This window comes from Microbacterium sp. JZ101 (assembly GCF_053903175.1).
In genome coordinates, this window is sequence record NZ_CP096400.1 from 713,654 (window position 1) to 734,953 (window position 21,300).

Here is a 21,300-nt window from a genome sequence, read left to right on the forward strand (position 1 = left end):
GGCGCCGGACGGCTGTGTGAGAGCCTCCGGCGCCCGTCGCCGTCTTCGCGGGGTCACCGCTCGGTGACGACGCCCGCCTCGACGTGCCAGCGCCGCTCGGTGCGCACGTTCTCGAGCATCCGACGATCGTGCGTGACGAGGAGCAGGGTGCCCTCGTACCCGTCCAGCGCCTGCTCGAGCTGCTCGATCGCGGGCAGGTCGAGGTGGTTGGTCGGCTCGTCGAGGACGAGGAGGTTCACGCCGACCGCCTGGAGCACTGCGAGGCCGGCGCGGGTGCGCTCGCCGGGGGACAGATCCCCGACCGGCCGCGACACGTGGTCGGCGCGCAGACCGAACTTCGCCAGCAGGGTGCGCACCTCGGCCGGGGTGAGCGCGGGGACGATCTCCTCGAAGCGCCGAGCGAGCGGGGTCGCCCCGGCCAGCAGCGAGCGCGCCTGGTCGATCTCGCCGATCCGCACGCTCGCGCCGAGGCTCGCCGAGCCCTCGTCGGGAGCGATCCGCCCGAGCAGCGCGGCGAGGAGCGTCGACTTGCCCGCGCCGTTCGGCCCGGTGATGCCGATGCGGTCGCCCGCGTCGACCTGCAGCGACACGGGACCGAGGGCGAAGTCGCCGCGCCGGAACACGGCTCCGGTCAGCGTCGAGACGACCGTGCTCGAGCGTGGCGCGGCGCCGATCGTGAACTGCAGCTGCCATTCCTTGCGCGGCTCCTCGACCTCCTCGAGTCGCGCGATCCGGCTCTCCATCTGCCGCACCTTCTGCGCCTGCTTCTCCGACGACTCCGTCGACGCCCTGCGACGCAGCTTGTCGCTGTCGGGCGCCTTGCGGAGCGCGTTCCGCACGCCCTGACTCGACCACTCCCGCTGCACGCGCGCGCGGGCGACGAGGTCGGCCTTCCTCTCGGCGAACTCGTCGTACGCCTCGCGGGCATGACGGCGCGCGACCTCGCGCTCCTCGAGGTAGGCGTCGTACCCGCCGCCGAACACGCGGTTCGACGACTGCGCGAGGTCGAGCTCGAGCACGCGCGTGACGCAGCGGGAGAGGAACTCGCGGTCGTGGCTCACGAGCACGGCGCCCCCGCGGACCCCCTTCACGAACGCCTCGAGACGCGCGAGGCCGTCGAGATCGAGATCGTTCGTCGGCTCGTCGAGCAGCACGAGGTCGAAGCGCGAGAGGAGGAGCGCCGCGAGACCCACCCGCGCGGCCTGACCGCCGGAGAGGGAGGTCATCGGGGTGCGGCCGGCAGCCTCGCCGTCCAGCTCGAGACCGAGGTCGGCGAGGACTGCGGGGATGCGCTCGTCGAGGTCGGCCGCCCCGCTCGCGAGCCAGCGATCGAGCGCCGATGCGTACGCGTCTGCGGGGTCGACGCCCGAAGGATGGGCGGCCGGGTCGGCGAGCGCCGCCGCCGCGGACTCGAGCTCCGCGCTCGCCGCCTGGCACCCCGTGCGCCGCGCGAGGTACGCCGCGACGCTCTCGCCCTCGACGCGCTCGTGCTCCTGCGGCAGGTAGCCCACGAACGCGTCGGCGGGAGAGAGCGACACCGTGCCGGCCTGCGGCTCGAGCACACCGCCGAGGATGCGCAGCAGCGTCGACTTGCCCGCTCCGTTCACGCCGACGACCCCGACCACATCGCCGGGGGACACCGTGAGGTCCACCCCCGAGAAGAGCGTCCGGTGGCCGTATCCGCCGGCGATCCCGCCGGCCACGAGGGTCGCGGTCATCCGGCCATCCTCTCAGACCGCGCTCGCACGGCCCTCCGAGGACGGCGTCACTCCGACTCGATCGACGACTCCGCGTGCGGGGCCCCGACGGGCTTCGACTCGGCGGACCCGCGCTGGCGGAGGTAGATCGAGAAGGCGACCATGCAGCCGACCGCGAGGAACTCGGACTGCCAGTTCTGCAGGGTCCGGTTCCAGAACTCCGGCCCCGCGACGTACGCGAGCCAGGTCATCGCGGGCTCGCCGTGCTGCGCGGCCTCGTCGTTCGCGACCACGAGCCCGCCGAGCGACTGCGCGAACCAGGAGAGCACGAAGATCGCGCCCATGACGATGAGCATCGAGTTGCCGTAGAGCCTCTGGCGCCAGTCGCGCAGCTTCGCCCAGGCGGGGGAGTCGGCTCGAGCGTGCTCGCCCACGAGCTGCTCCTCGTCGGAGCCGGGGCCCTCGTCGTCGGGGCGCTTGGACTCGGGCGAGCCGCGCTGGATGAGCCACACGGTCGCGAGGATGAAGAGGAAGAACTGCAGGAACTCGCTCTGCCAGTTCTCGGCGACGTCGACGAGGAACGCCGACGACGTGACGAACTCGCCGAGCGGGATCTCGGGCTGGCCGTGGCGGACGAGCTCCTCGTTGTTGTTCGCGTGGCCGACGAACGCCTGCCCGACGAGGGTCGCGACGAAGATCACGAGGAAGAACAGCGACAGCGCGTTGTCGCGGATGAAGCGCGGCATGGACCCCTCCTCAGCGGCCGGTCAGCGGAAGGACGATCATGATCGCGAGTCCGACCGCGACGATCGAGAACCAGGACCAGAAGACGACGCGCATCCCGACGGTCTCGTCGTCATCGGATGCGCCCTTGACCTGTGCTGCCATGCCGTCACCCTATGGCGCTTCTCCGCCGCGCGGGAGGAGGTTGACGGCGCGCGACGCGCCCGGCTAGGACAGGGTGGGTGCCGCGCACCCAGCCGATACATCGCAAGCCCCGTGGCGTCAACCCGGGTGCCTGGTCAGGAGGCCCTGCCTAGCCTGGCTAGCGACGGGGCGGCGACCTGGGGACGGAGCCGCCGGGAGGAGGCACCATGGCCACATCGCTGAGCGCAGAGATCGACGTGGAGGCGCCGCTCGAAGAGGTCTACAACCAGTGGACCCAGATCGAGACCTTCCCCGAGTACCTCGGCGCGGTGAGATCCGTCCGCCAGATCGACGAGGTGCGCTCGCGCTGGTCGGTGACGATCGGCGGATTCACGGAGGATTTCTACGCTGACATCGTCGATCAGGTGCCGGACGACCACATCGTCTGGCAGAGCACCGACGGGATCTTCCACGTCGGGCGGGTCGACTTCGCGCCCATCGAGAACGGCACGCGTGTGACGCTCCGCATGGTCTGGGAGCCGGAGGGGATGCTCGAGTCGTTCGGCGCCGCCATCGGCGTCGACTCCGCGCAGGCGCAGCGGGACCTCGAGCGGTTCAAGGAGTACATGGAGGCGCGCGGCACCGCGACGGGCGCGTGGCGCGGGGAGGTGCACCGGAATCGGCCCGGACCGGCCGACGCGATCTGACTCCCCGTGACGAAGCCGTGATTTTCGACGCCTGTACCGGTTAGAGTCGCTTCGTGGGCAAATTCATCTACGGACTGGGCGGCGACTCCGTCGAAATGGACGACCGTACCCTTGCGCATCTGCGCATCGTGGTCATGAACAAGCTCCGCCGTTCCGAGCCCTTCATGTTCGACGCGTCCCTGGGCGAGGGCACGGGGCGTCGCAGCTTCTGGCTGCACCCCGCAGTGCCCCTGCAGTTCCAGTTCTCCGGCGGGCGCTCGCCGCGGCTCAACCGCGTGTGGCTGGATGAGCTCATGAAGGCCGCGAGCGGGCCGTCGGGGCTCACGATCATGCCCGAGCCGGCGGAGCCGGCCGAGGCGCCCGGCGGCGACCCGCTCTGACCCGTCAGCCGCGCGTCGGCGGCTCCTCGACGAGCTGGATGCCGCCGAGCGCGTTGGCCGAGACGGCGAGGTCCTCGAGCCACTGACGGTCGAGCTCGGGGGCGACGGGCTCCTCGAACTCGAAGCGCAGCGGGATCGCAGGGTGCACCCAGATGGTGCTGCGGCCCTCGGGCTCGCCCTCGCGGTGGCGCCACGAGACGGAGAAGCTCTCGTCGCGGCGCAGCTTGCTGATGATCACGACCTTGAGGTGAGCGAGAGCACGGTCTTCGACGGAGATCGGCGTCGCGGATGCGCCGTAGTAGAGAGTGCCCATGGCCCCAGGCTAACGCCGCGCCCGGGTGCTCCAGGCGGATCTCACAGGGATCCCATAGCGCGCGACCCTAGCGTGGGCCTCATGAGCTCGATCCCCGTCGACGAGGACATGCTGGAGCACGCTCGCTCGCTCCGCGATGAGATGCAGCGCTTCCTCAACGAGTACCGCTTCGGGATGCGCGAGATCGAGACGAAGCTCTCCATCCTCCGCGAGGACTTCGAGCACCAGCACGCCTACAACCCGATCGAGCACGTCTCGAGCCGCCTCAAGTCGATGGACAGCATCGCCGAGAAGGCCGACCGCAAGGGCATCGAGCCGACGATCGAGGCCATCCGCGCGAGCATCCTCGACATCGCGGGCGTCCGCGTGACCTGCAGCTTCGTGACCGACGCGTACCGGCTCTTCGAGCTGCTCGTGAGCCAGGACGACATCAGCGTGCGCGAGGTCAAGGACTACATCGCCCATCCGAAGGCGAACGGCTACAAGAGCCTCCACGCGATCGTCGAGGTGCCGGTGTTCCTGTCGACGGGCATGGTGTCGGTTCCCGTCGAGGTGCAGTTCCGCACGATCGCGATGGACTTCTGGGCAAGCCTCGAGCACAAGATCTACTACAAGTACGACAAGCAGGTGCCGGCGCGGCTCATCGACAGCCTGCGCGACGCGGCCGTCACGGCCGCAGAGCTCGACGACCGGATGGAGCGCCTGCACCGCGAGCTGCACGGTGAGCGCCCGGCCCCGATCGCGCCGCTGTCGATCCTCCCGCGCTCCGGCGGCGACGGGCCGACCGCCGCGTAGCGGACTATCGTGGGGCGGATGGACGACCTCCGCTCGCTGCTCGCCGATGCGCGCGGCCGTCTTCGCGGCATCCCCCGCGAGGGCCTCGGGCAGCTGCGCGAGCCGGGGCGCCTGCGCGGAGCGCTCGGCGCGCGCCCGCGGATCGTGCGGGTCGGCGAGGGATGGCATCTCGGCGTCCTCCTGCTGACCGACGACGGGCTCCTCGCGACGGGCGAGATCCTGCGCGCCGCCGAGGAGGTGCGCCGCGGCTACGCGGCCGAGTCGCAGCGGCGGCGCGCGGAGCTGCGGGCGATGGCGTTCCGCGGCGGGTTCGCCGAGGGGGAGACGCTCCACCTCGGATGGTCCGCGATCGACGTCGACGCGGTCGCCGACGGCGGGGCGGATGGCCCGCTGTCGTGGCAGGACGGCGTGCTCAGCGTGCGCTGGTCGCCCGCGGGCTTCCTCCGCTCGTTCGCTCCCTACCTCGATGAGCAGATCGACCTGCTCACGGCGCCTCGCACCTGACCCGGGGTCTGTCAACCCCCGGAATCGGGGTCGGAGCGCTCGTTAGCGTGGGCGGATGACCCCCTCGTCTCCCGCGCACGCGAACCGCAGCGACGTCGTCCGCCAGGTCGCCGTCGTGGCCGCGACGTGCCTCATGATCGCCGCGGCGATGGTCGGCGCAGGGCTCTTCGGCGGGACGCCCGTCCAGGATCTCCAGGGCGGCGCGCTCGATGTGGACGGCTCGTACCTCGCCCCCGCGCGCCCGGCGTTCTCCATCTGGTCGGCGATCTACATCGGCCTCGTCGCGTATGCCGCGTGGCAGGCGCTTCCGCAGCAGCGGGCAGACGTCCGCCAGCGTGCGATGGGCTGGTGGGTCGCGGCGTCGGAGGTGCTCAACGGGCTGTGGCTGCTCGCGGCGCAGTTCGCCGACCTGCCCACGACCGTCGCGGTGATCTTCGCGCTCGCGGGAGTGCTCGCCCTGGCCTTCCATCGCGCCGTCCGCACAGCGCGGGAGGGCCTGCTGCCCGCGCTTCTCATCGACGGCGTCACGGGCCTCCACCTCGGCTGGGTCACGATCGCAGCGGTCGCGAACACGGCCGCGTGGCTCACCCGGACGGCACCGGAGGAGTGGGCCGACGCGGCCGCCGTCGCGGGCGTCGTCGCGCTCGCGGTGGTCGCGATCATCGCCGTCGGCATCGGATGGCGGGGCCGCGGCCGCCTGGCGCCCGCCCTCGCGCTCGCGTGGGGGCTCTCGTGGCTCGCCGTCGCACGGCTCTCGGGCGAGCCGGCGAGCACCGCGATCGGCGTGACGGCCGCCGCAGTCGCGGTGATCGCGCTCGGCACGACGCTCGCCTTCCGGTTCTCGCGGCGGGCGGCGTCGTGACGGCCTCAGCGGGAGGAGTTCGCCGTGCGCCCGCGGATGATGCCGACGAAGTCCTGGATGTCCGCGGAGTCCCGGTCGCGCCGCCACGCGAAGACGACCGACGAGACCGGGCCGCCGACGAGCGGCCGGTACGTCACGTCGCGTCGGTGGTGCAGGCGGGCGAGAGACATCGGCACGATCGCGATGCCGACGCCCGTGGCGACCGTCGCGATCGCATCCGCGGTCGTCTCGATCGTGTCGAAGCGCGGGGGCACGGTGCCGGGGAGGTCGAACGGACCGAGCACATCGTCGCCCGGCACGATGAGCACCGAGCCGTCGAGGTCGGACGCCTCGAGCTCGTCGACGACCGTGAGGTCGGACTCGCTCGACATGACGACGACCGGCACCTCGTCGTACAGCGCGATGACGTGGAGGCCGTCGTCATCGATCGGGCGTCGCGCGATCGCGGCGTCGACGCGGCCGTCGTCGAGCGCCGTGCGCTGCTCCGCGACCTCGAGCGGCACGAGCTCGAGGGCGACCTCGGGCCTGCGGCTGCTCCAGCGATCCACCCAGCGACCGGGAGTCGCGCCGGGCACGGCGCCCAGACGGAAGGTGCGGGGCGCTTCCGGCTCCGGGGCGGGCGGCGTCTTCGGGGCGGGCGGCGTCTTCGGGGCGGGGGGCGTGCGCCCGGGAGCGCGTCCGCCTGTGGACCGGCCGCGCGCACCGCCGCGGGCGGCGCCGCCGCGGCGAGGTGCCGATCCCTTCCCGTGCGCCATGCCGCAAGCCTACGCGGGCCGACCCCGCGAGGCGATCTGACCATCCGATTCCGCCGATCAACACCAGAATGCCCCCGTCGAGCCGGGTGCATCGAGCAGCAGCGAAAGCGTCCATTCAGGGGAATACCTGCCGGGACGCGGGCGTTGTCGCAGATGTCCGGCCTCGCCCGGGGCCGCAGAAGGGCATCGTGGGAAAGAACTACGTCGACATCGAGAATGACCACGGCGAACTGCTGCGCTATCGCAAGCACGTGAACGGACGTGGACTGATCGCCACAGGAGCGAAGGTCCATCCGGACGCGCGTGTGGAAGCGGGCGCTTATGTCGAACCGGGGGCGCGGATCTCCGCGGGCGCGCGCGTCGCGCGCGGCGCGTGGATCGACGCCAACGCGCTCATCGGGCCGAAGGCGACGATCGAGGTCGGGGCGCACATCGGCCCCGGCGCCATGATCGGCGCGAACGCCCACATCGGCGTGCGCACGACCGTGGGAGAGGGCGCGCGGGTCGCGCCCGGCTCCCGCATCGGCGACGACGAGAGCATCCGGGACGGCGCAGCCGTCGCCACCGACCGCAAGGGCTTCCTGCTCGCCGCATGAGGCCGCACGGCCCCGGCTCAGCCGGGGCCGTCTCGCTGTCAGCAGGCGCAGGACGGCGCCGCGACCGGCGCGACGAGCGGATCGGCCGCGCGGACGACCGGGCCGTCGGCACTCTCGACGGGATAGCCCTCGCGCGCCCAGTACTCGAAGCCGCCGATCATGAGGCGCACGTCGTAGCCGAGCTGCGCGAACGCGAGCGCGGCCTTGTCTCCGCCGTTGCAGCCGGGGCTCCAGCAGTACACGACGACCGGAGTGCCGTGCGGGATCTCGGCCGAAGCTCGCGCGGCGATCTCGCGCGTGGGCAGGTGGATCGCGCCGACCGCATGACCCTGATCCCAGGCGGCCTGCGAGCGGGTGTCGACGAGGGCGAACGCGGTGCCCTCCTGCTGGTCGGCGAAGACGTCGGACGGGTCGGTCTCGAAGGAGAGCTTCGCGCGGAAGTGGGCGGCGGCTGCGGAGTTCGTCATGGCACGCACGCTATCGGCGAGCCGGATGGCCGCCGCGCGATCCGCTCGCATCTGGCAGGATCACGCCGCTGATCGGCCGTCGTCGGCCTCGGGCTGGCAGCGCGGGCACCAGTACACGCGGCGCTCGCGGGTGGGGTCGGGCCCCATCGCGGTCTTGCGGATGGGCGTCCCGCAGCGACGGCACGGCTGCCGGTCGCGCCCGTAGACCCACATCGCCCGGCCGGGGCGCGCGTCTCCCGTGAACGAGCGCGTGCGCTGATCGACGTTGCGCCGGATGGTCCGTGCGCCGAGCGCGACGAGGGCCGCGGTGTCGACCTCGGACATCGGGCGCGTGGGGGCGATGCCGCGCAGGAAGAGCAGCTCGTTCACGTACTCCGTGCCGAACCCGGCGACGTTGCGCTGGTCGAGGAGCGCGACGTGCGCGGCGCGTGTGTCGGCGGCGAGGCGCCGCGCGGCCTCGTCCGGGTCCCAGTCGGGGGCGAGCGGGTCGGGTCCGAGGTATCCGACCGCCGCCTCCTCGTCGCGCGTGAGCAGCAGCTCGACGATGCCGAGCTCGAATCCGACCGTCTCTACGCCGGGTGCGGAGACGATCGCGCGCGCCTGATAGGCCGGGCGGCGCCAGCGGGCGCCCTGTGCGTACACATGCCACTCGCCCTCCATCCGCAGGTGCGTGTGCAGTGTGTGCTCGCCGATGCGGTGGAGGAGGTGCTTGCCGCGCGCGACGACCTCGTGCACGGTCTCGCCGCGCAGGTCGGCGGTCGCCGCCTGCGGCACACGGAGGTCGAACCGCGTGACCACCCGGCCGGCGAGGGCGGCGTGCAGTCGACGCGCCGCGCGGTGGACGGTATCGCCCTCGGGCATCAGCCGCGTTCCCGGCGCAGCGTGAGGCCCTTCGTCGACTCGACGAAACCCGCCGCGCGCAGAGCCCGGCCGAGCGTCGTCCCGAAGACGAACTCGCCGTTGACCTGCTCGACGGTGAGGGTCTCCAGCCGCCGCGATCGTGCGGTCGCGACGAGGTCGCGGCACGCCGCGGCGAGGACTTCCTCGTCGTCGGCGAACTGGAGCACCGTGCGTCCGCCGCGCTCGAGGTAGAGGACGAGGGCGCCGTCGACGAGCACGACGAGGCCGCCCGCCTTGCGGCCCGGGCGGTGCTTGACGGCCTCGAGCGCGGGCCATCCGAGTGCCGCGCCGTAGGGGTTCGCGGGGTCGGTCGCCGCGAGCGTGAACGCGCGCAGCGGAGCGGGCTCTGGCACGGCGGCGAACTGGCGGAGCCGGTCGATCGTCGAGGACGCCGCGAACTGCGCCGCGCCGAGCTGCTCGATGAGGTAGCCGCGTCGGCAGTGGCCGGCCTGCTCGAAGCCGGCGAGGATGCGGTAGACCTGCGCGAAGCCGCCCGGCACCTGCTCGCTCTGCACCGATCCGCGCGTGACGACGCCGTAGCGGTCGAGGAGGAGCGACGCGCTCGCGGTGGCGCGCGCCGCGGCATCCGGCTCGGGCCGGGGGACGAGCGACCAGCGTCCGCCGAGCGCGGGCGGCCGCGGCGGCGCCGACGCCGTCGGGCGGAAGGTCGCTCCTCGGTACATCCGCGCGCGGGGGGTGCGGCGCGCGACCTTGTGGCTCTGCGAGCCGCCGCCGAGGAGCGTGCGCAGCGGCGCGAACGTGTCGTTCGTCACGCGCCCCGTCCAGACGAGGTTCCAGAGCGCCTCCACGACCGACTGCTCGTTCTCGGCTCCCGTCGCCTCGCGCAGCTGGCTCGCGAAGTAGGCGCCTCCGCCCGCGAGCGCCGCGACGAGCTGCGCCTCGAGCGAGCCCTCGGCGAGCTCGCCGTCGATGTCGGGAACCGTGAACGAGGCCGCGTCTGCGGGGTGCAGCGCGATCCATCCGTCTCGCCCGGGCAGGGATCCGTGCCCCGACCAGACGACCTCTCCGGTCGCGGTGAGCTCGTCGAGCATGGACGGCGCGTAGTCGCGCACCCGCGAGGGCAGGACGAGCGATTCCCAGGCGCTCGCCGGGATCGGGACGCCGGCGAGCTGGTCGACGACCGCGACCACGCCGTCGATCCCCTCGAGCGGGCGCACGATGTGCTGCCAGTCGGGGAGGAAGCGCGCGTAGGCGTCGGGCGCGACCGGCTCGACGCTTCCGCGCAGCGCAGCGAGCGAGCGCATCCGGATGCGCCGGAGCGCCTCCGCATCGCACCACTCCACCTCGTCGGAGAGCGTCACGCCGTCGCGCTCGGGCAGGAAGAACCCGCTGGACAGCCGCCCCTGCGCCTCGAGTCGCTGCAGCGTGTGGCGCGCGACCGCAGCGCCGACACCGAGACGGGTCGCGACGGCGTCGGTCGTGAAGGGCCCGTGTGTGCGCGCATACCGCGACACGAGGTCGGCGAGCGGATCGGCGACCGGTTCGAGGAAAGCGACCGGGATGCCGACGGGGAGCGCGGTGCCCAGCCCGTCGCGGAGGCGTCCGGCATCCTCGATCGCCGCGAAGCGGTCGGCTCCGGCGATCTGCACGCGGATGGCGCGACGCGCGTCGACGAGGGCGGCGAGGTGCGCGGACGCGTCGGCGGCGTCCTCGAGGCGCGCGGCGACCTCGTCCGCCGCGAGCGGGCCCAGCACGCGCAGCAGGTCGGCCGTGCCCTCGACGCCGCGCGCGCGGCGGTCGGGCGCGAGCCGCTGCGCCTCGGCCTCGTACTGGGCGAGCACGTCGGGGTCGAGCAGCTCGCGCATCTCGACCTTGCCGAGGAGCTCGCTCAGGAGCGCGGGGTCGACGGACAGGGCGGCGGCGCGCCGCTCGGCGAGCGGGGAGTCGCCCTCGTACATGAACGCGCCGACGTAGCCGAAGAGCAGATCGCGCGCGAAGGGCGACGGCTGCGACGGCTCGGTCTCGATGAGCCGGATGCGCCGCTCGCCGATCCCGCGTGCGACGCGGAGCAGCGCGGGCAGGTCGTAGACATCCTGGAGGACCTCGCGGAGGGTCTCGAGGATGATCGGGAAGGTCGGGTGGCGCTTGGCCACCTCGAGCAGCGCCGCGGAGCGCTGGCGCTGCTGCCACAGGGGCATGCGCTTGCCCGGGTTGAGGCGCGGCATGAGGAGGGCGCGGGCCGCGCACTCGCGGAACCGCGACGCGAAGAGGGCGGAGCCGCCGACCTCGTCGGTGACGATCTGCTCGAGCTCGTCGGGATCGAACGCGAACAGCTCGGCGCCGGGCGGCTCGGACTCGGTGTCGGGGATGCGCGCGATGATGCCGTCGTCGCTCGCGACGGCGGATCCCTCCACGCCGAGGCGCTCGCGGATGCGCGCGTTGACGGCAAGGGCCCACGGCGAGTGCACGTGCATGCCGTAGGGGGAATGCAGGATGATCCGCCAGTCGCCGACCTCGTCGCGCCCGCGCTCGACGGTCAGCGTGCGATCGGTCGGCAGCGTTCCGGTCGCCTCGCGCTGCTCGGCGAGGTACGCGAGGAGGTTGCCACGCGCCTTCTCGTCGAGGCCGGCCTCGATGAGGCGCTGCTCCGCGCGGTCGGCGGGAGCGCTCGTGATCTCGCGCGAGAAGCGGCCGAGAGCCTCGCCGAGCTCGGCTGGGCGGCCCAGCCCGTCTCCGTGCCAGAACGGGACCTTGCCGGGCTGGCCGAACGCGGGCAGCACGTTGACGCGGTCGTGCGTGATCTCGACGATGCGCCAGCTCGTCGTCCCCAGCGTGAAGACGTCGTTCACGCGCGACTCGTAGACCATCTCCTCGTCGAGCTCGCCGACGCGCGCGTTGCGGCTCTCGCCCGCGATGAAGACCCCGAACAGGCCTCGGTCGGGGATCGTCCCGCCGCTCGTGACGGCGAGGCGCTGCGAGCCGGGGCGCCCGGCGATCGTGCCGGCGTCGCGGTCCCACACGACGCGGGGCCGCAGCTCGGCGAACTCGTCGGAGGGGTAGCGGCCGGCGAGCAGGTCGAGCGTCGCCTCGAACGCGCTGCGCGGCAGGGTGCGGAACGGGGCGCTGCGCCGGACGATCTCGTACCACCGCTCGACCTCGATCTCGCCGAGCGCGGAGGCCGCGACAGTCTGCTGGGCGAGGATGTCGAGCGGGTTCTGCGGGACGGCGATCGCCTCGATCTGGCCGTGGAGCATCCGCTCGGTGACGATCGCGGTGTCCAGCACGTCGCCGCGATGCTTCGGGAACAGCGCGGCGCGGCTGATCTCGCCGACCTGGTGGCCCGCGCGGCCGACCCGCTGGAGGCCGCTCGCGGCGCTCGGCGGCGCCTCGACCTGGATGACGAGGTCGACCGCGCCCATGTCGATGCCGAGCTCGAGGCTGCTCGTCGCGACGACGCACCGCAGCGCGCCCGACTTGAGCTCCTCCTCGACGACGGCGCGCTGCTCCTTCGAGACCGATCCGTGGTGCGCTTTGGCGAGCACGGGCTCGGCGCCCGCCGTCTGCCCGGCCTGGGCCATCATCGCGGCGGGGACGGCGGGATCGGGCAGGTCGAGGCCGAGCCGCTCGGCGTAGATCTCGTTGAGGCGGCCCGTCAGGCGCTCGGCGAGACGCCGCGAGTTGGCGAAGACGATCGTCGAGCGGTGCGCGAGCACGCGGTCGACGATCGCCTCCTCGACGTGCGGCCATACCGACCCGGTGATCTCGGTGGTCTCGGGAAGGAACCAGTCCTCGCCGTCCTCGCCCTGCTCGGCGCCGGAGGGCGGCGCGCTGCCCGCGGCCGGCGGCGGGTTCTGCATGTCGTCGATCGGCACCGTGACCGACAGCTCGAAGGTCTTCGACGCCTTCGGCGCGACGATCTCGACGGGGGCCGACCCGCCGAGGAACCGCGCGACCTCGTCGATGGGGCGCACGGTCGCCGACAGCCCGATGCGCTGCGCGGGCCGCTCGAGCAGCTCGTCGAGACGCTCGAGGCTCACCGCGAGGTGCGCGCCGCGCTTGGTCGCCGCGACGGCGTGGACTTCGTCGACGATCACGGTGTGCACGCCGCGCAGGGTCTCCCGCGCCTGGCTCGTGAGCATGAGGTAGAGCGACTCGGGCGTGGTGATGAGGATGTCCGGCGGGTGCCGGACGAGCCGCTGCCGGTCGGCCGACGGGGTGTCGCCCGAGCGCACCCCCACGCTCACGGTCGGCGCCTCGATCCCGAGACGCCGCGCGGCCTGCGCGATGCCGACGAGCGGCGAGCGCAGGTTGCGCTCGACGTCGACGCCGAGGGCCTTGAGCGGCGAGACGTAGAGGATGCGGGTGCGCTCGGCGTCATCCTGCGCCTTCTCGCGGAACACCTGGTCGATCGCCCACAGGAACGACGACAGGGTCTTGCCGGAGCCCGTGGGCGCGACGACGAGGGCATGGCGGCCCTTCGAGACGGCATCCCACGCGCCGCGCTGGGCATCGGTCGGCGCCGCGAACGCGCCGCGGAACCACTCCCGCGTCGCCTCGCCGAACCGATCGAGCACATCCACGCAACCATCCTCTCCCGGACCGCCGACATCAGGCTCGGTCGATCGCGGTCTGATTCACCCGACCCGGAGCAGGAGGATCCGCCCATCGCAGGACGGCCCCTGACGGATCGTCCTTCGCTCGGCGGATTCTCCTGCTCCCACGGCGACGCGGCCCGCGCAGCATGCCGGATATCGGTGTCATCGGAATTGCGCGGTGTCGGCGGACACCGATATGTCTATGGAGCGCGATCGCGCACCACGAGGGGGGAATCACATGACCATGAACGACCATCCGCCGTCCTCGGACGACGTCCAGCCCGAGCCGCCGGTTCCGCCGGTCGAGCCGGAGCCGGTTCCGCCGGTCGAGCCGGAGCCCATCCCGCCGGTCGAGCCGGAGCCCGCGCCGCCGGTCGAGCCGGAGCCCGCGCCGGCCCCGCCCGTCGAACCGGCTCCCGAGCCGCCGGTCGAGCCCGGCCAGCCCGAGCCGCCCGTCGAGCCCGGCCCGCCTCATCCGCCGGTGCCGCCCGTCCCGCCGCTGCCGCCTCAGCCCGGACCGCCGGAGCCCCCGCAGGCCGCGTCGCCCGACGGCGCCGCACCCGGCGCACCCGCGGCGGTCCTCCCGTCGCTGCGCCCGACGCAGCTGCCGCGGACCCTTCTCATCGGGGCGCTCACGACCGCGGGGATCGCCCTCGGCACGACGATCGTCGCCGGCCTCCTGCTCGCCCTCGCCGCGATCGCGCCCCTCGCCGACGCGTTCGAGAGCATGGGCGGCTCGAGCGCCTCGCCGGACGCCGGCGCGGGCGTGCTCATCGGCTTCGTCTTCGTGTGCGCCGGACTCGTCCTGGGCGGCGAGATCAGCGTGCAGCTGGGCGGATCCGCTGGCATGTTCAGCGCGTCCGGCGGCGGATCCGCATGGGTCTTCCCGCTCGTCCTCACCCTCGCGGTCCTCGTCGTGACCGCGTGGTGGTCGTGGCGTCTCGAACGCCGCGATCCGCAGCAGACCGTGTGGCATCGGCTCATCGCGAGCGCCGCGGCGGGACTCGCCGCGTCGCTCGTCCTGCTCCTGCTCGTCGCGATTCTGTCGCCGCGGGTCGAGGAGGCGGGATCATCCTTCCTGCTGACGAGCGCGGGCTTCCGGCTCGTCGCTGTCGGCACGCTCCTCCTCACCGCGGCCGGCTTCCTCGGTCGCGAGCTCGGACGCCGCACGGCGCAGGGCGAAGGCCTGGTGGCGGCCATCCGCCGGAACGTCGGGGCGCTTCCGGCGATCATCCGCGAGCCGCTCGTGGTCGCGACGATCTTCGCGGTCGTGTTCACCCCGCTCGCGATCATCGGCGGCGCGATCGGGCTCGTCCAGCAGGACATGGCCGGCGCCATCCCGCTGCTTCTCGTCCTCTGCCTGAACGTCGCCGCGGCCCTTGCGGTGATCGCCCAGCTGGGCGGCATCGAGGCGAGCGCCGGCACGAGCGGCTTCGGCGGCGCGAGCGAGCTCTACACGGTGTTCGGCGCGGGGCAGTGGTGGCTGTGGCTCGCCGTGCTCGTCGCGCTCGTCACGGCGGTTCTCGCCGCGGTGCGCATCGGAGTGCGGCGGCCGCGCGGCGCGCAGGTCGACCTCGCGCGGATGTGGCAGCTGCCCGCGGGCGCGCTGATCGGATGGATCGTGTTCGCGCTGCTGCTGTTCGGTGCGTCGGCCGCGGACGCAGGCAGCATGATGTTCTTCTCCGGCGAGGGGACGGTCGCTCTGTCGATCGCGTGGTGGTCGCTGCTCGTCCTCCTCGTATGGGCCGCCGCGATCTCGTTCGGGGCGCAGGTGCTGCCGGCGCTCGTGTACGGGCTCTCGCCTCGCCTGCTGGAGGTCATCGGCGGGCGCGCGGCTGTCGCGACCTGGCTCTCCGGCGGCGCGCCGGCGCCGGTCGCGGGCGGCGCTGCCGGCGAGGCCGCGGTGACGGCTCCGGCCGCGCCGCCGGCACCGCCCGCTCCGATGAGCCCACGCACGAAGAAGGCGCTCGCGTGGACGGGCGGGGCCGTGGCCCTGGTGGCGGTGCTCGGCGTCGGCGCGGCCGTCGCGCTGTCGGTCGTGAACGCCGGCCGGGGGCCCGCCGCCGCTGTCGCGCAGTACGTCGGCCTCATCGCCGACGGACAGGCGGAGGCCGCGAGTGCGCTCGTCGACCCGAACGTCTCGAACGCCGAGCGCGCGTTCCTCACCGACGAGGTGCTGTCGGCCGCGGCGGAGCGCATCTCCGACGTCGAGGTCGCGGATGGTGCGGGCGAGGGAGACGTGCGATACATCGACGTGACCTACCGTCTCGACGGCGTCGAGCAGAGCGCGTCGCTGGAGGTGGAGCGTCTCGACAACGAGTGGCTCGTGCTCGAGCGCTGGCGCGTCGCGACACCGCTGCTGACCGAGGTCTTCGTGTACGCCGACGGCGGCGGAGCGCGGATCGGCGGCGTGGACGTGCCGTTCGACGAGTCGGGCCAGGCGACCGTCGCGGTGTATCCGGGCGCCTACGACGTCGAGCCCGCCTCGTCGGCGTTCTTCGAGGCCGATCCGGTCCGCGTGATCGCGGCAGGTCCGGCGGGCTTCGAGGGCGGGGCCGCCGAGATCGACTTCCGCCCGACGTCGGCGCTGCAGGACGAGGTCGACGCGCAGGTGAAGGCCCTCCTCGACGGATGCGCCGAGCAGGCCGTCGGGCAGCCCGAGGACTGCCCGTTCCAGGTGTACGTGTATCCGGACGACACCCCGGTGACGTGGAGCATCGCGTCGTACCCGTCGATCGAGATCGCGGAGGACGGCACGTACTTCACCGCCTCGGAGGGCGTCGCCGAGGCGACCTACATCGACTCCGGATTCTTCTCGGACGACGAGGAGGTCACGGAGGAGCGCGACATCTCCTTCAGCGGCGGCATCGAGATCGACGGCGACGCCGTGACGGTCACCTCCGACGGCTACTGGTGGTGACCGGGTGACGGCGGCGGCATGTGCCGCCGCCGTCACCTCTCCGGTCGCCCGTCAGGCGACCGGGGCCAGCTCGCGCTCCGACAGCCGCCCGTCGCGCAGCTCGAGCACCGCATCGGGAGCGAGCCGCGCGAGGAAGGATTCGTCGTGGCTCACGATGAGCACCGCGCCCCGGTAGGCGCGGAGCGCGTCGAGCAGCTGCTCGGCCGTGTCGATGTCGAGGTTGTTGGTCGGCTCGTCGAGCACGAGCAGCTGCGGCGGCGGATCGGCCAGCAGCAGCCGCGCGAGCGCCACGCGGAAGCGCTCGCCGCCCGAGAGGCTCCGCACCGGGCGCTCGACGGTCGCTCCGCGCAGGAGGAACCGCGCGAGGCGGTTCCGCAGCTCGCGGTCGGGTGTGTCCGGCGCGGCCGCGCGCACGGCGTCGAGCACCGACGCCTCCTCGACGAGACCGTCGACCCGCTGCGGCAGGTACCCGACGTGCTCGACGTGGAGCGCGGCGTGCAGGCCGGCGCCGGGCCGTGCCTGCTCGGCGTCCGGCGTCGGAACGGCCTCGTCGCACCACGCGACCGGAAGGCCGAGCAGCCTCCGCAGCAGCGTCGACTTGCCTGCCCCGTTCGGACCGGTCAGGGCGATGCGCTCGGGGCCCTGCACGACCCACGAGCGCTCGCCGTCGCCGATCGTCGCGACGCGGCGCCCGGCGGCCACACCCGGATCGGGCAGGTCGATGCGTACCGCGTCGTCGTCGCGCAGGCGCCGTTCCGCGGCCTCGTGCGCCTCCCGGGCCGCCGACTCCTTCTCGCGCATCTCGGTGCTGAGACGACCTGCTGACACCTCAGCGGCCATCCGCCGGCCGTGCGAGACGATCTTCGGGACGCGCTTCTCGGCCTCGGCCTTCCGCGCGGTGCGTGCGCGGCGGGCGAGCTTGACCTCGGACTCGATGCGCTGGCGCTTCTCCTTCCTGAGCGCCTTGTCGGCGTCGCGCTCGGCCTGCGCGGCGGCCTCCTGCTCCGCGTCGAGCCACGCTCGCCACGCGGAGTAGGGGCCGCCGAACACGCTGAGCTCGTCGCGGTACAGCTCGGCGGTGTCGTCCATGAGCTCGAGCAGCTCGAGATCGTGCGACACGACGACGAGCGCGCCGCGCCATCCCCGCACCATGTCGTGCAGCCGGAGGCGCGCGTCGCGGTCGAGGTTGTTGGTCGGCTCGTCGAGCAGGGTGATCGCGGCGGAGCGCAGGCGGATGCCCGCGATCGCCACGAGCACGGCCTCGCCTCCCGAGAGGCTCCCGACCGTGCGGTCGAGCGCCTCGGGCGGGAGCCCGGCGTCGGCGAGCGCGGCGTGCGCGCGCGACTCGATGTCCCAGTCGTCTCCGACGGCGTCGAAGTGGGCCGGGTCGACGTCGCCCGACTCGATCGCGCGCAGCGCGGCGAGCGGACGGGCGATGCCGAGGAGCTCGGCGACCGGGCGGTCGACATCGAGTGTGAGCCGCTGGGGGAGGTAGGCGATGTCTCCGGTGCGGACGATGTGGCCGCTGGTCGGGGTCAGCTCGCCGGCCGCGAGCCGCAGCAGCGTGGACTTGCCGGATCCGTTCCGGCCGACGAGGCCCGTGCGTCCGTCGCCGAACGTGCCGGACACGTCCGACAGGGCGACCGAGCCGTCAGGCCAGATGAAGGACAGGTGATCGAGAGTGAGAGCGGGCATGAGGGACCTCCGGTGTGCGAGTGTGCGGATGCACTGACACCGGACGCTCGCCGAAGGACTTCGGCGGACGGCTCTAGGCGGGTCCGAGAGAAGGACCGGCCCGGTTGTTCCGAGGGAGAACGGCGAGCGTCGACGGTTCAGCGCGTGAGCGCGTGAGCGTCGATCAGCTTCAACGGATTCTCCAGACCTCGGGGACAGGACCCGACCACTGTACACACTCCGTCGCGGGCGCGCCAGGGTCGGCGTCAGATCCGCTTCTCGAGGAACACCCTCAGGTCGTCGAGCTCGGCCGGCGACACGGCGTGCCCGAGGCCGGGGTAGATGCGCCCGGCGAGGTCGGCGTGAGCGGGCAGCCAGTCGGTCGTGTGCACGATGAGCCCCTCCGGGATGACCGTGTCGTGCGTCCCGCGGCCCCAGAAGACGGGAGGGCGCCGCTCGGCGAGCGCCGCGTCTCCCTCGAGCTCGCCCGGGGTGACGTAGCCCGAGAGATTCGCGCAGAACGCGAAGCGCTCGGGTGCGAGCCGCATGGCCTGCAGCGAGATCGCGCCGCCCTGCGAGAAGCCGATGAGGCCCACGACGGCATCCGGGCCGAGCGCCGCGTCGACCCACTCGAGGAAGCGGCGGGCGGCCTCGGTCGTGCGCTCGGGCGAGCGGCCCTCGAGGCCCTCGATCGGGTACCAGGAGTAGCCCGGCTGCGGCCACGGCATCCCGAGCGGGGCGCGGACCGCCGCGTACACGAAGGCGTCGGGCAGCATCGTCGAGAGCCCGAAGAGGTCGCTCTCGTCGGCGCCGTAGCCGTGCAGCAGCACGATCACGGGCCGGCCGTCGGGCTCTCCTGACCAGCGCACGACGGCGTCGTCCAGAGCAGGCGTCGCTTCCATGGTCTCCATCGTGACGCACGTCGGCGACATCCGGGGTAGAAAGGACGCATGCCGGTCCGCACGCCTGACCCCGATCCCGAAGAGCTCCCCGAGGAGCCGCAGCTGCCATCCGACCTGGGCGCGAGCGGGATCGGCGCGGTGCCGGGAGGCTCGTCGAACCCGGGCTGGCTGAGCGAGTTCGAGCTCGAGGCCGTGCGCCGTCGCCTTCCGATGCTCTACGTCGAGGCCATCCCGGTGCGCACGGATGGCGTGGGCCAGGTGACCGACGTCGGGATCCTCCTGCGCGCCTCGAGCATGGGCGAGATCAAGCGCACGATCGTCTCCGGCCGCGTCCGCTACGGCGAGACCGTGCGCGACGCGCTGTTCCGGCACCTCGAGAACGACCTCGGGCCGATGGCGTTCCCGCTGCTGCCGCCGCAGCCGACGCCCTTCACGGTCGCGGAGTACTTCCCGATCCCGGGCGTCACGGCGTTCCACGACGACCGCCAGCACGCCGTGTCGCTCGCGTTCGTCGTGCCCGTGACCGGGACGTGCGAGCCGCGTCAGGACGCGCTCGAGGTGACGTGGCTCACACCCGACGAGGCGGCGTCGGATGCGCTCGCCGCCGAGATGGAGGGCGGGCGCGGCTCGCTGATCCGGATGGCCCTGGCATCGGTCGGCGCCCTCCGCTGAGCCCCGCGGCGACTGCATGTGTCGCCGTATGACGCGCTGTGTTACGGCCGCGCGTAATGTCCTACCTCGACGGTGGGGATAGCCCCTAGCGTCGTCGGCATGCAGACACTCGTGCTCCTCGCCCTGATCGGCCTCGCAGGCTTCGCAGCTCAGCTCGTCGACGGCGCCCTGGGCATGGCGTACGGCGTCACGTCAACGACCCTGCTGCTCACGATCGGCGCAGCGCCCGCCGCGGCCAGCGCCTCCGTGCACCTCGCGGAGATCGGCACGACGCTCGCGTCGGGCATCTCGCACTGGCGCTTCGGGAACGTCGACTGGAAGACCGTCTTCAAGATCGGCGTGCCCGGCGCGCTCGGCGCCTTCGCGGGCGCGACGTTCCTCTCGGGCCTGTCGACCGAGGCGGCCGCGCCGCTCACGTCGGGCATCCTCCTGGCCCTCGGCACCTACATCCTCGTCCGGTTCACCGTGCAGGGCCTCCCGAAGCGCCGCACCGACAAGCCGCTCCCGCTCGCGTTCCTCGCGCCGCTCGGCATCGTCGGCGGCTTCCTCGACGCCTCGGGCGGCGGCGGATGGGGCCCGGTCGGCACGCCGGCGCTGCTCTCGAGCGGCCGCCTCGAGCCGCGCAAGGTCATCGGCACGATCGACACGAGCGAGTTCCTCGTCGCGATCGCGGCGTCGCTCGGCTTCCTCCTCGGCCTCGGCTCCGCGGGCTTCGACTTCGGCTGGGTGCTCGCGCTCCTCGCGGGCGGCGTCGCGGCGGCGCCCCTCGCCGCGTGGCTCGTGCGCAAGCTGCCGCCGCGCATCCTCGGGTCCCTCGTCGGCGGGATCATCGTCCTGACCAACACCCGGACCATCCTGCGCAGCCTCGAGGTGGGCGACGCGACGGTGAACCTCGCGCTCGTCGGGATCGCCGTCGTGTGGGCCGCGGCGGTCGCCTGGTCGGTGCGCGCTCACCTCATCGCGCGTCGCGCCGAGAAGGCCGACGCGGAGGCGCCGGCCGCGCAGCCCGCGCTCGTCGCCGACTAGACCGGGTCTCTAGGGGCTCTGCCAGGCGGCCGGGTCCTCGGTCAGCGCGGCGACGTCGGCCGGCAGCCGATCGTCGGCGAGGTCGGCGAGGCTCGTCCCCTCGAGCACGCTGCGCACATTCGCGCGCAGCGCGACCCACAGCTGCAGGAGCGCGCCCTCCTCGGCCATGTCGGATGGCCGCTGATCGCGGACGAAGACGAGCGGGCCATCCACAGCGCGGATCACGTCGGCCACGGTCACCTCGGCCGCCGGGCGGGCCAGCTCGTAGCCGCCGCCGGCGCCGCGACGGCTCGACACGATCCCGGCCCGCACGAGGGACGTCAGGATGCCCTCGAGGAACTTCGCGGGGATGCCCTCGTCCGATGCGATCGTCGGCGAGGCGAGGCGCTCCGTCGCGCGCGCGAGCAGCACGCACGCGCGCACGGCGTATTCGGCACGAGCGGAGATGCGCATCCCTCGATCATGGCACGGGGTCCGGTGCTCTCCGTCCGGTGTCGGTGGTGGTGGTGGTGGCGGTGGCGGTGGCGGTGGTGGTGGGGCGTGGGTGCGGCGTGGTGTGGCGGTGCCGGTGGCTGTTCGGGTCGCAGTTGGCGTCGGTATTCGGCCGTTTGGGGCCGCGAAGTGCGACCCAGGCGGTGCCGGTGGCCATTCGGGTCGCAGTTGGCGTCGGTATTTGGCCGTTTGGGGCCGCGAAGTGCGACCTGGCG

General features: G+C 73.1%; 20 protein-coding genes. 9 read left to right on the plus strand and 11 right to left on the minus strand.

What is annotated here, in order from left to right; all coding sequences use genetic code 11:
• Window positions 1–53: 53 nt before the first annotated feature.
• From M1D56_RS03215 to M1D56_RS03225, 3 genes are read right to left on the minus strand one after another with little or no spacing between them, the layout of a single operon-like run.
• On the minus strand, window positions 54–1,718 hold the full coding sequence (locus M1D56_RS03215; RefSeq protein WP_456284674.1) for an ABC-F family ATP-binding cassette domain-containing protein: 1,665 nt from the start codon (window positions 1,716–1,718) through the stop codon (window positions 54–56).
• A 47-nt stretch (window positions 1,719–1,765) separates the two neighbouring features.
• The gene (locus tag M1D56_RS03220; RefSeq protein ID WP_456284675.1) at window positions 1,766–2,443 is read right to left on the minus strand and encodes a DUF6766 family protein; all 678 of its coding nucleotides are present in this window, start codon (window positions 2,441–2,443) and stop codon (window positions 1,766–1,768) included.
• 10 nt (window positions 2,444–2,453) lie between these two features.
• Window positions 2,454–2,585: a hypothetical protein gene (locus M1D56_RS03225; protein WP_324012404.1), complete on the minus strand. Its 132-nt coding sequence runs from the start codon at window positions 2,583–2,585 to the stop codon at window positions 2,454–2,456.
• 206 nt (window positions 2,586–2,791) lie between these two features.
• Between M1D56_RS03225 and M1D56_RS03230 the strand changes: the two genes are divergently transcribed.
• Window positions 2,792–3,271, plus strand: coding sequence for an SRPBCC family protein (locus M1D56_RS03230; RefSeq protein ID WP_456284676.1), 480 nt, complete (start codon window positions 2,792–2,794; stop codon window positions 3,269–3,271).
• Window positions 3,272–3,324: 53 nt separating this feature from the next.
• Entirely contained in the window at window positions 3,325–3,651 is a 327-nt protein-coding gene (locus M1D56_RS03235; RefSeq protein ID WP_271174737.1) for a DUF7882 family protein, read from the plus strand.
• A 4-nt stretch (window positions 3,652–3,655) separates the two neighbouring features.
• Here the strand turns inward: M1D56_RS03235 and M1D56_RS03240 are convergent, their stop codons facing one another.
• Window positions 3,656–3,964: a DUF7882 family protein gene (locus M1D56_RS03240; protein ID WP_456284677.1), complete on the minus strand. Its 309-nt coding sequence runs from the start codon at window positions 3,962–3,964 to the stop codon at window positions 3,656–3,658.
• A gap of 81 nt (window positions 3,965–4,045) precedes the next feature.
• Between M1D56_RS03240 and M1D56_RS03245 the strand changes: the two genes are divergently transcribed.
• From M1D56_RS03245 to M1D56_RS03255, 3 genes are read left to right on the plus strand one after another with little or no spacing between them, the layout of a single operon-like run.
• Complete coding sequence (locus M1D56_RS03245; protein ID WP_271174739.1) at window positions 4,046–4,759, plus strand: GTP pyrophosphokinase; 714 nt, start codon at window positions 4,046–4,048, stop codon at window positions 4,757–4,759.
• A gap of 18 nt (window positions 4,760–4,777) precedes the next feature.
• Complete coding sequence (locus M1D56_RS03250; protein ID WP_456284678.1) at window positions 4,778–5,263, plus strand: glutaminase; 486 nt, start codon at window positions 4,778–4,780, stop codon at window positions 5,261–5,263.
• A 55-nt stretch (window positions 5,264–5,318) separates the two neighbouring features.
• Entirely contained in the window at window positions 5,319–6,125 is an 807-nt protein-coding gene (locus tag M1D56_RS03255) for a tryptophan-rich sensory protein (RefSeq protein ID WP_456284679.1), read from the plus strand.
• A gap of 5 nt (window positions 6,126–6,130) precedes the next feature.
• Here the strand turns inward: M1D56_RS03255 and M1D56_RS03260 are convergent, their stop codons facing one another.
• Entirely contained in the window at window positions 6,131–6,880 is a 750-nt protein-coding gene (locus M1D56_RS03260) for a LysR family substrate-binding domain-containing protein (protein WP_456284680.1), read from the minus strand.
• A gap of 68 nt (window positions 6,881–6,948) precedes the next feature.
• Here M1D56_RS03260 and M1D56_RS03265 point away from each other — a divergent pair, with 68 nt between their 5' ends.
• Window positions 6,949–7,476: a transferase gene (locus M1D56_RS03265; RefSeq protein WP_271174743.1), complete on the plus strand. Its 528-nt coding sequence runs from the start codon at window positions 6,949–6,951 to the stop codon at window positions 7,474–7,476.
• Window positions 7,477–7,514: 38 nt separating this feature from the next.
• Here M1D56_RS03265 and M1D56_RS03270 read toward each other — a convergent pair whose 3' ends face one another.
• The 3 genes from M1D56_RS03270 to M1D56_RS03280 are packed head-to-tail and all read right to left on the minus strand — an operon-like array spanning window position 7,515 to window position 13,384.
• Entirely contained in the window at window positions 7,515–7,943 is a 429-nt protein-coding gene (locus M1D56_RS03270) for a rhodanese-like domain-containing protein (protein WP_282980516.1), read from the minus strand.
• 60 nt (window positions 7,944–8,003) lie between these two features.
• A complete protein-coding gene (locus M1D56_RS03275; RefSeq protein ID WP_271174745.1) occupies window positions 8,004–8,804 on the minus strand; it encodes a DNA-formamidopyrimidine glycosylase family protein in 801 nt (266 codons plus the stop codon).
• On the minus strand, window positions 8,804–13,384 hold the full coding sequence (locus M1D56_RS03280; RefSeq protein ID WP_456284681.1) for an ATP-dependent helicase: 4,581 nt from the start codon (window positions 13,382–13,384) through the stop codon (window positions 8,804–8,806). Before M1D56_RS03280 ends, M1D56_RS03275 begins: the two co-directional genes overlap by 1 nt.
• 253 nt (window positions 13,385–13,637) lie before the next feature.
• On the opposite strand from M1D56_RS03280, the gene M1D56_RS03285 reads away from it, so the two are divergent.
• Window positions 13,638–16,319 (plus strand): hypothetical protein, encoded by a 2,682-nt coding sequence (locus M1D56_RS03285; protein ID WP_456284682.1) that lies wholly within the window; start codon window positions 13,638–13,640, stop codon window positions 16,317–16,319.
• A gap of 51 nt (window positions 16,320–16,370) precedes the next feature.
• Here M1D56_RS03285 and M1D56_RS03290 read toward each other — a convergent pair whose 3' ends face one another.
• Both M1D56_RS03290 and M1D56_RS03295 read right to left on the minus strand, forming a co-directional pair.
• Window positions 16,371–18,014, minus strand: coding sequence for an ABC-F family ATP-binding cassette domain-containing protein (locus M1D56_RS03290; protein WP_324012390.1), 1,644 nt, complete (start codon window positions 18,012–18,014; stop codon window positions 16,371–16,373).
• 245 nt (window positions 18,015–18,259) lie between these two features.
• Window positions 18,260–18,895, minus strand: coding sequence for an alpha/beta hydrolase (locus tag M1D56_RS03295; protein WP_455968885.1), 636 nt, complete (start codon window positions 18,893–18,895; stop codon window positions 18,260–18,262).
• A gap of 48 nt (window positions 18,896–18,943) precedes the next feature.
• On the opposite strand from M1D56_RS03295, the gene M1D56_RS03300 reads away from it, so the two are divergent.
• On the plus strand, window positions 18,944–19,567 hold the full coding sequence (locus M1D56_RS03300) for an NUDIX hydrolase family protein (RefSeq protein WP_271174750.1): 624 nt from the start codon (window positions 18,944–18,946) through the stop codon (window positions 19,565–19,567).
• A gap of 99 nt (window positions 19,568–19,666) precedes the next feature.
• The gene (locus tag M1D56_RS03305; RefSeq protein ID WP_456284683.1) at window positions 19,667–20,593 is read left to right on the plus strand and encodes a sulfite exporter TauE/SafE family protein; all 927 of its coding nucleotides are present in this window, start codon (window positions 19,667–19,669) and stop codon (window positions 20,591–20,593) included.
• Window positions 20,594–20,602: 9 nt separating this feature from the next.
• On the opposite strand, the gene M1D56_RS03310 is transcribed toward M1D56_RS03305, so the two are convergent.
• A complete protein-coding gene (locus M1D56_RS03310) occupies window positions 20,603–21,046 on the minus strand; it encodes an RrF2 family transcriptional regulator (RefSeq protein ID WP_271174752.1) in 444 nt (147 codons plus the stop codon).
• Between the last annotated feature and the right edge of the window lie 254 nt (window positions 21,047–21,300).

Bases quoted from the DNA above. Each gene is read 5' to 3' on its own strand.
- M1D56_RS03215 (WP_456284674.1), bottom strand. From the start codon at position 1,718: ATGACCGCGACCCTCGTGGCCGGCGGGATCGCCGGCGGATACGGCCAC.
- M1D56_RS03220 (WP_456284675.1), bottom strand. From the start codon at position 2,443: ATGCCGCGCTTCATCCGCGACAACGCGCTGTCGCTGTTCTTCCTCGTG.
- M1D56_RS03225 (WP_324012404.1), bottom strand. From the start codon at position 2,585: ATGGCAGCACAGGTCAAGGGCGCATCCGATGACGACGAGACCGTCGGG.
- M1D56_RS03230 (WP_456284676.1), top strand. From the start codon at position 2,792: ATGGCCACATCGCTGAGCGCAGAGATCGACGTGGAGGCGCCGCTCGAA.
- M1D56_RS03240 (WP_456284677.1), bottom strand. From the start codon at position 3,964: ATGGGCACTCTCTACTACGGCGCATCCGCGACGCCGATCTCCGTCGAA.
- M1D56_RS03245 (WP_271174739.1), top strand. From the start codon at position 4,046: ATGAGCTCGATCCCCGTCGACGAGGACATGCTGGAGCACGCTCGCTCG.
- M1D56_RS03250 (WP_456284678.1), top strand. From the start codon at position 4,778: ATGGACGACCTCCGCTCGCTGCTCGCCGATGCGCGCGGCCGTCTTCGC.
- M1D56_RS03255 (WP_456284679.1), top strand. From the start codon at position 5,319: ATGACCCCCTCGTCTCCCGCGCACGCGAACCGCAGCGACGTCGTCCGC.
- M1D56_RS03260 (WP_456284680.1), bottom strand. From the start codon at position 6,880: ATGGCGCACGGGAAGGGATCGGCACCTCGCCGCGGCGGCGCCGCCCGC.
- M1D56_RS03265 (WP_271174743.1), top strand. From the start codon at position 6,949: ATGCCCCCGTCGAGCCGGGTGCATCGAGCAGCAGCGAAAGCGTCCATT.
- M1D56_RS03270 (WP_282980516.1), bottom strand. From the start codon at position 7,943: ATGACGAACTCCGCAGCCGCCGCCCACTTCCGCGCGAAGCTCTCCTTC.
- M1D56_RS03275 (WP_271174745.1), bottom strand. From the start codon at position 8,804: ATGCCCGAGGGCGATACCGTCCACCGCGCGGCGCGTCGACTGCACGCC.
- M1D56_RS03285 (WP_456284682.1), top strand. From the start codon at position 13,638: ATGACCATGAACGACCATCCGCCGTCCTCGGACGACGTCCAGCCCGAG.
- M1D56_RS03290 (WP_324012390.1), bottom strand. From the start codon at position 18,014: ATGCCCGCTCTCACTCTCGATCACCTGTCCTTCATCTGGCCTGACGGC.
- M1D56_RS03295 (WP_455968885.1), bottom strand. From the start codon at position 18,895: ATGGAAGCGACGCCTGCTCTGGACGACGCCGTCGTGCGCTGGTCAGGA.
- M1D56_RS03300 (WP_271174750.1), top strand. From the start codon at position 18,944: ATGCCGGTCCGCACGCCTGACCCCGATCCCGAAGAGCTCCCCGAGGAG.
- M1D56_RS03305 (WP_456284683.1), top strand. From the start codon at position 19,667: ATGCAGACACTCGTGCTCCTCGCCCTGATCGGCCTCGCAGGCTTCGCA.
- M1D56_RS03310 (WP_271174752.1), bottom strand. From the start codon at position 21,046: ATGCGCATCTCCGCTCGTGCCGAATACGCCGTGCGCGCGTGCGTGCTG.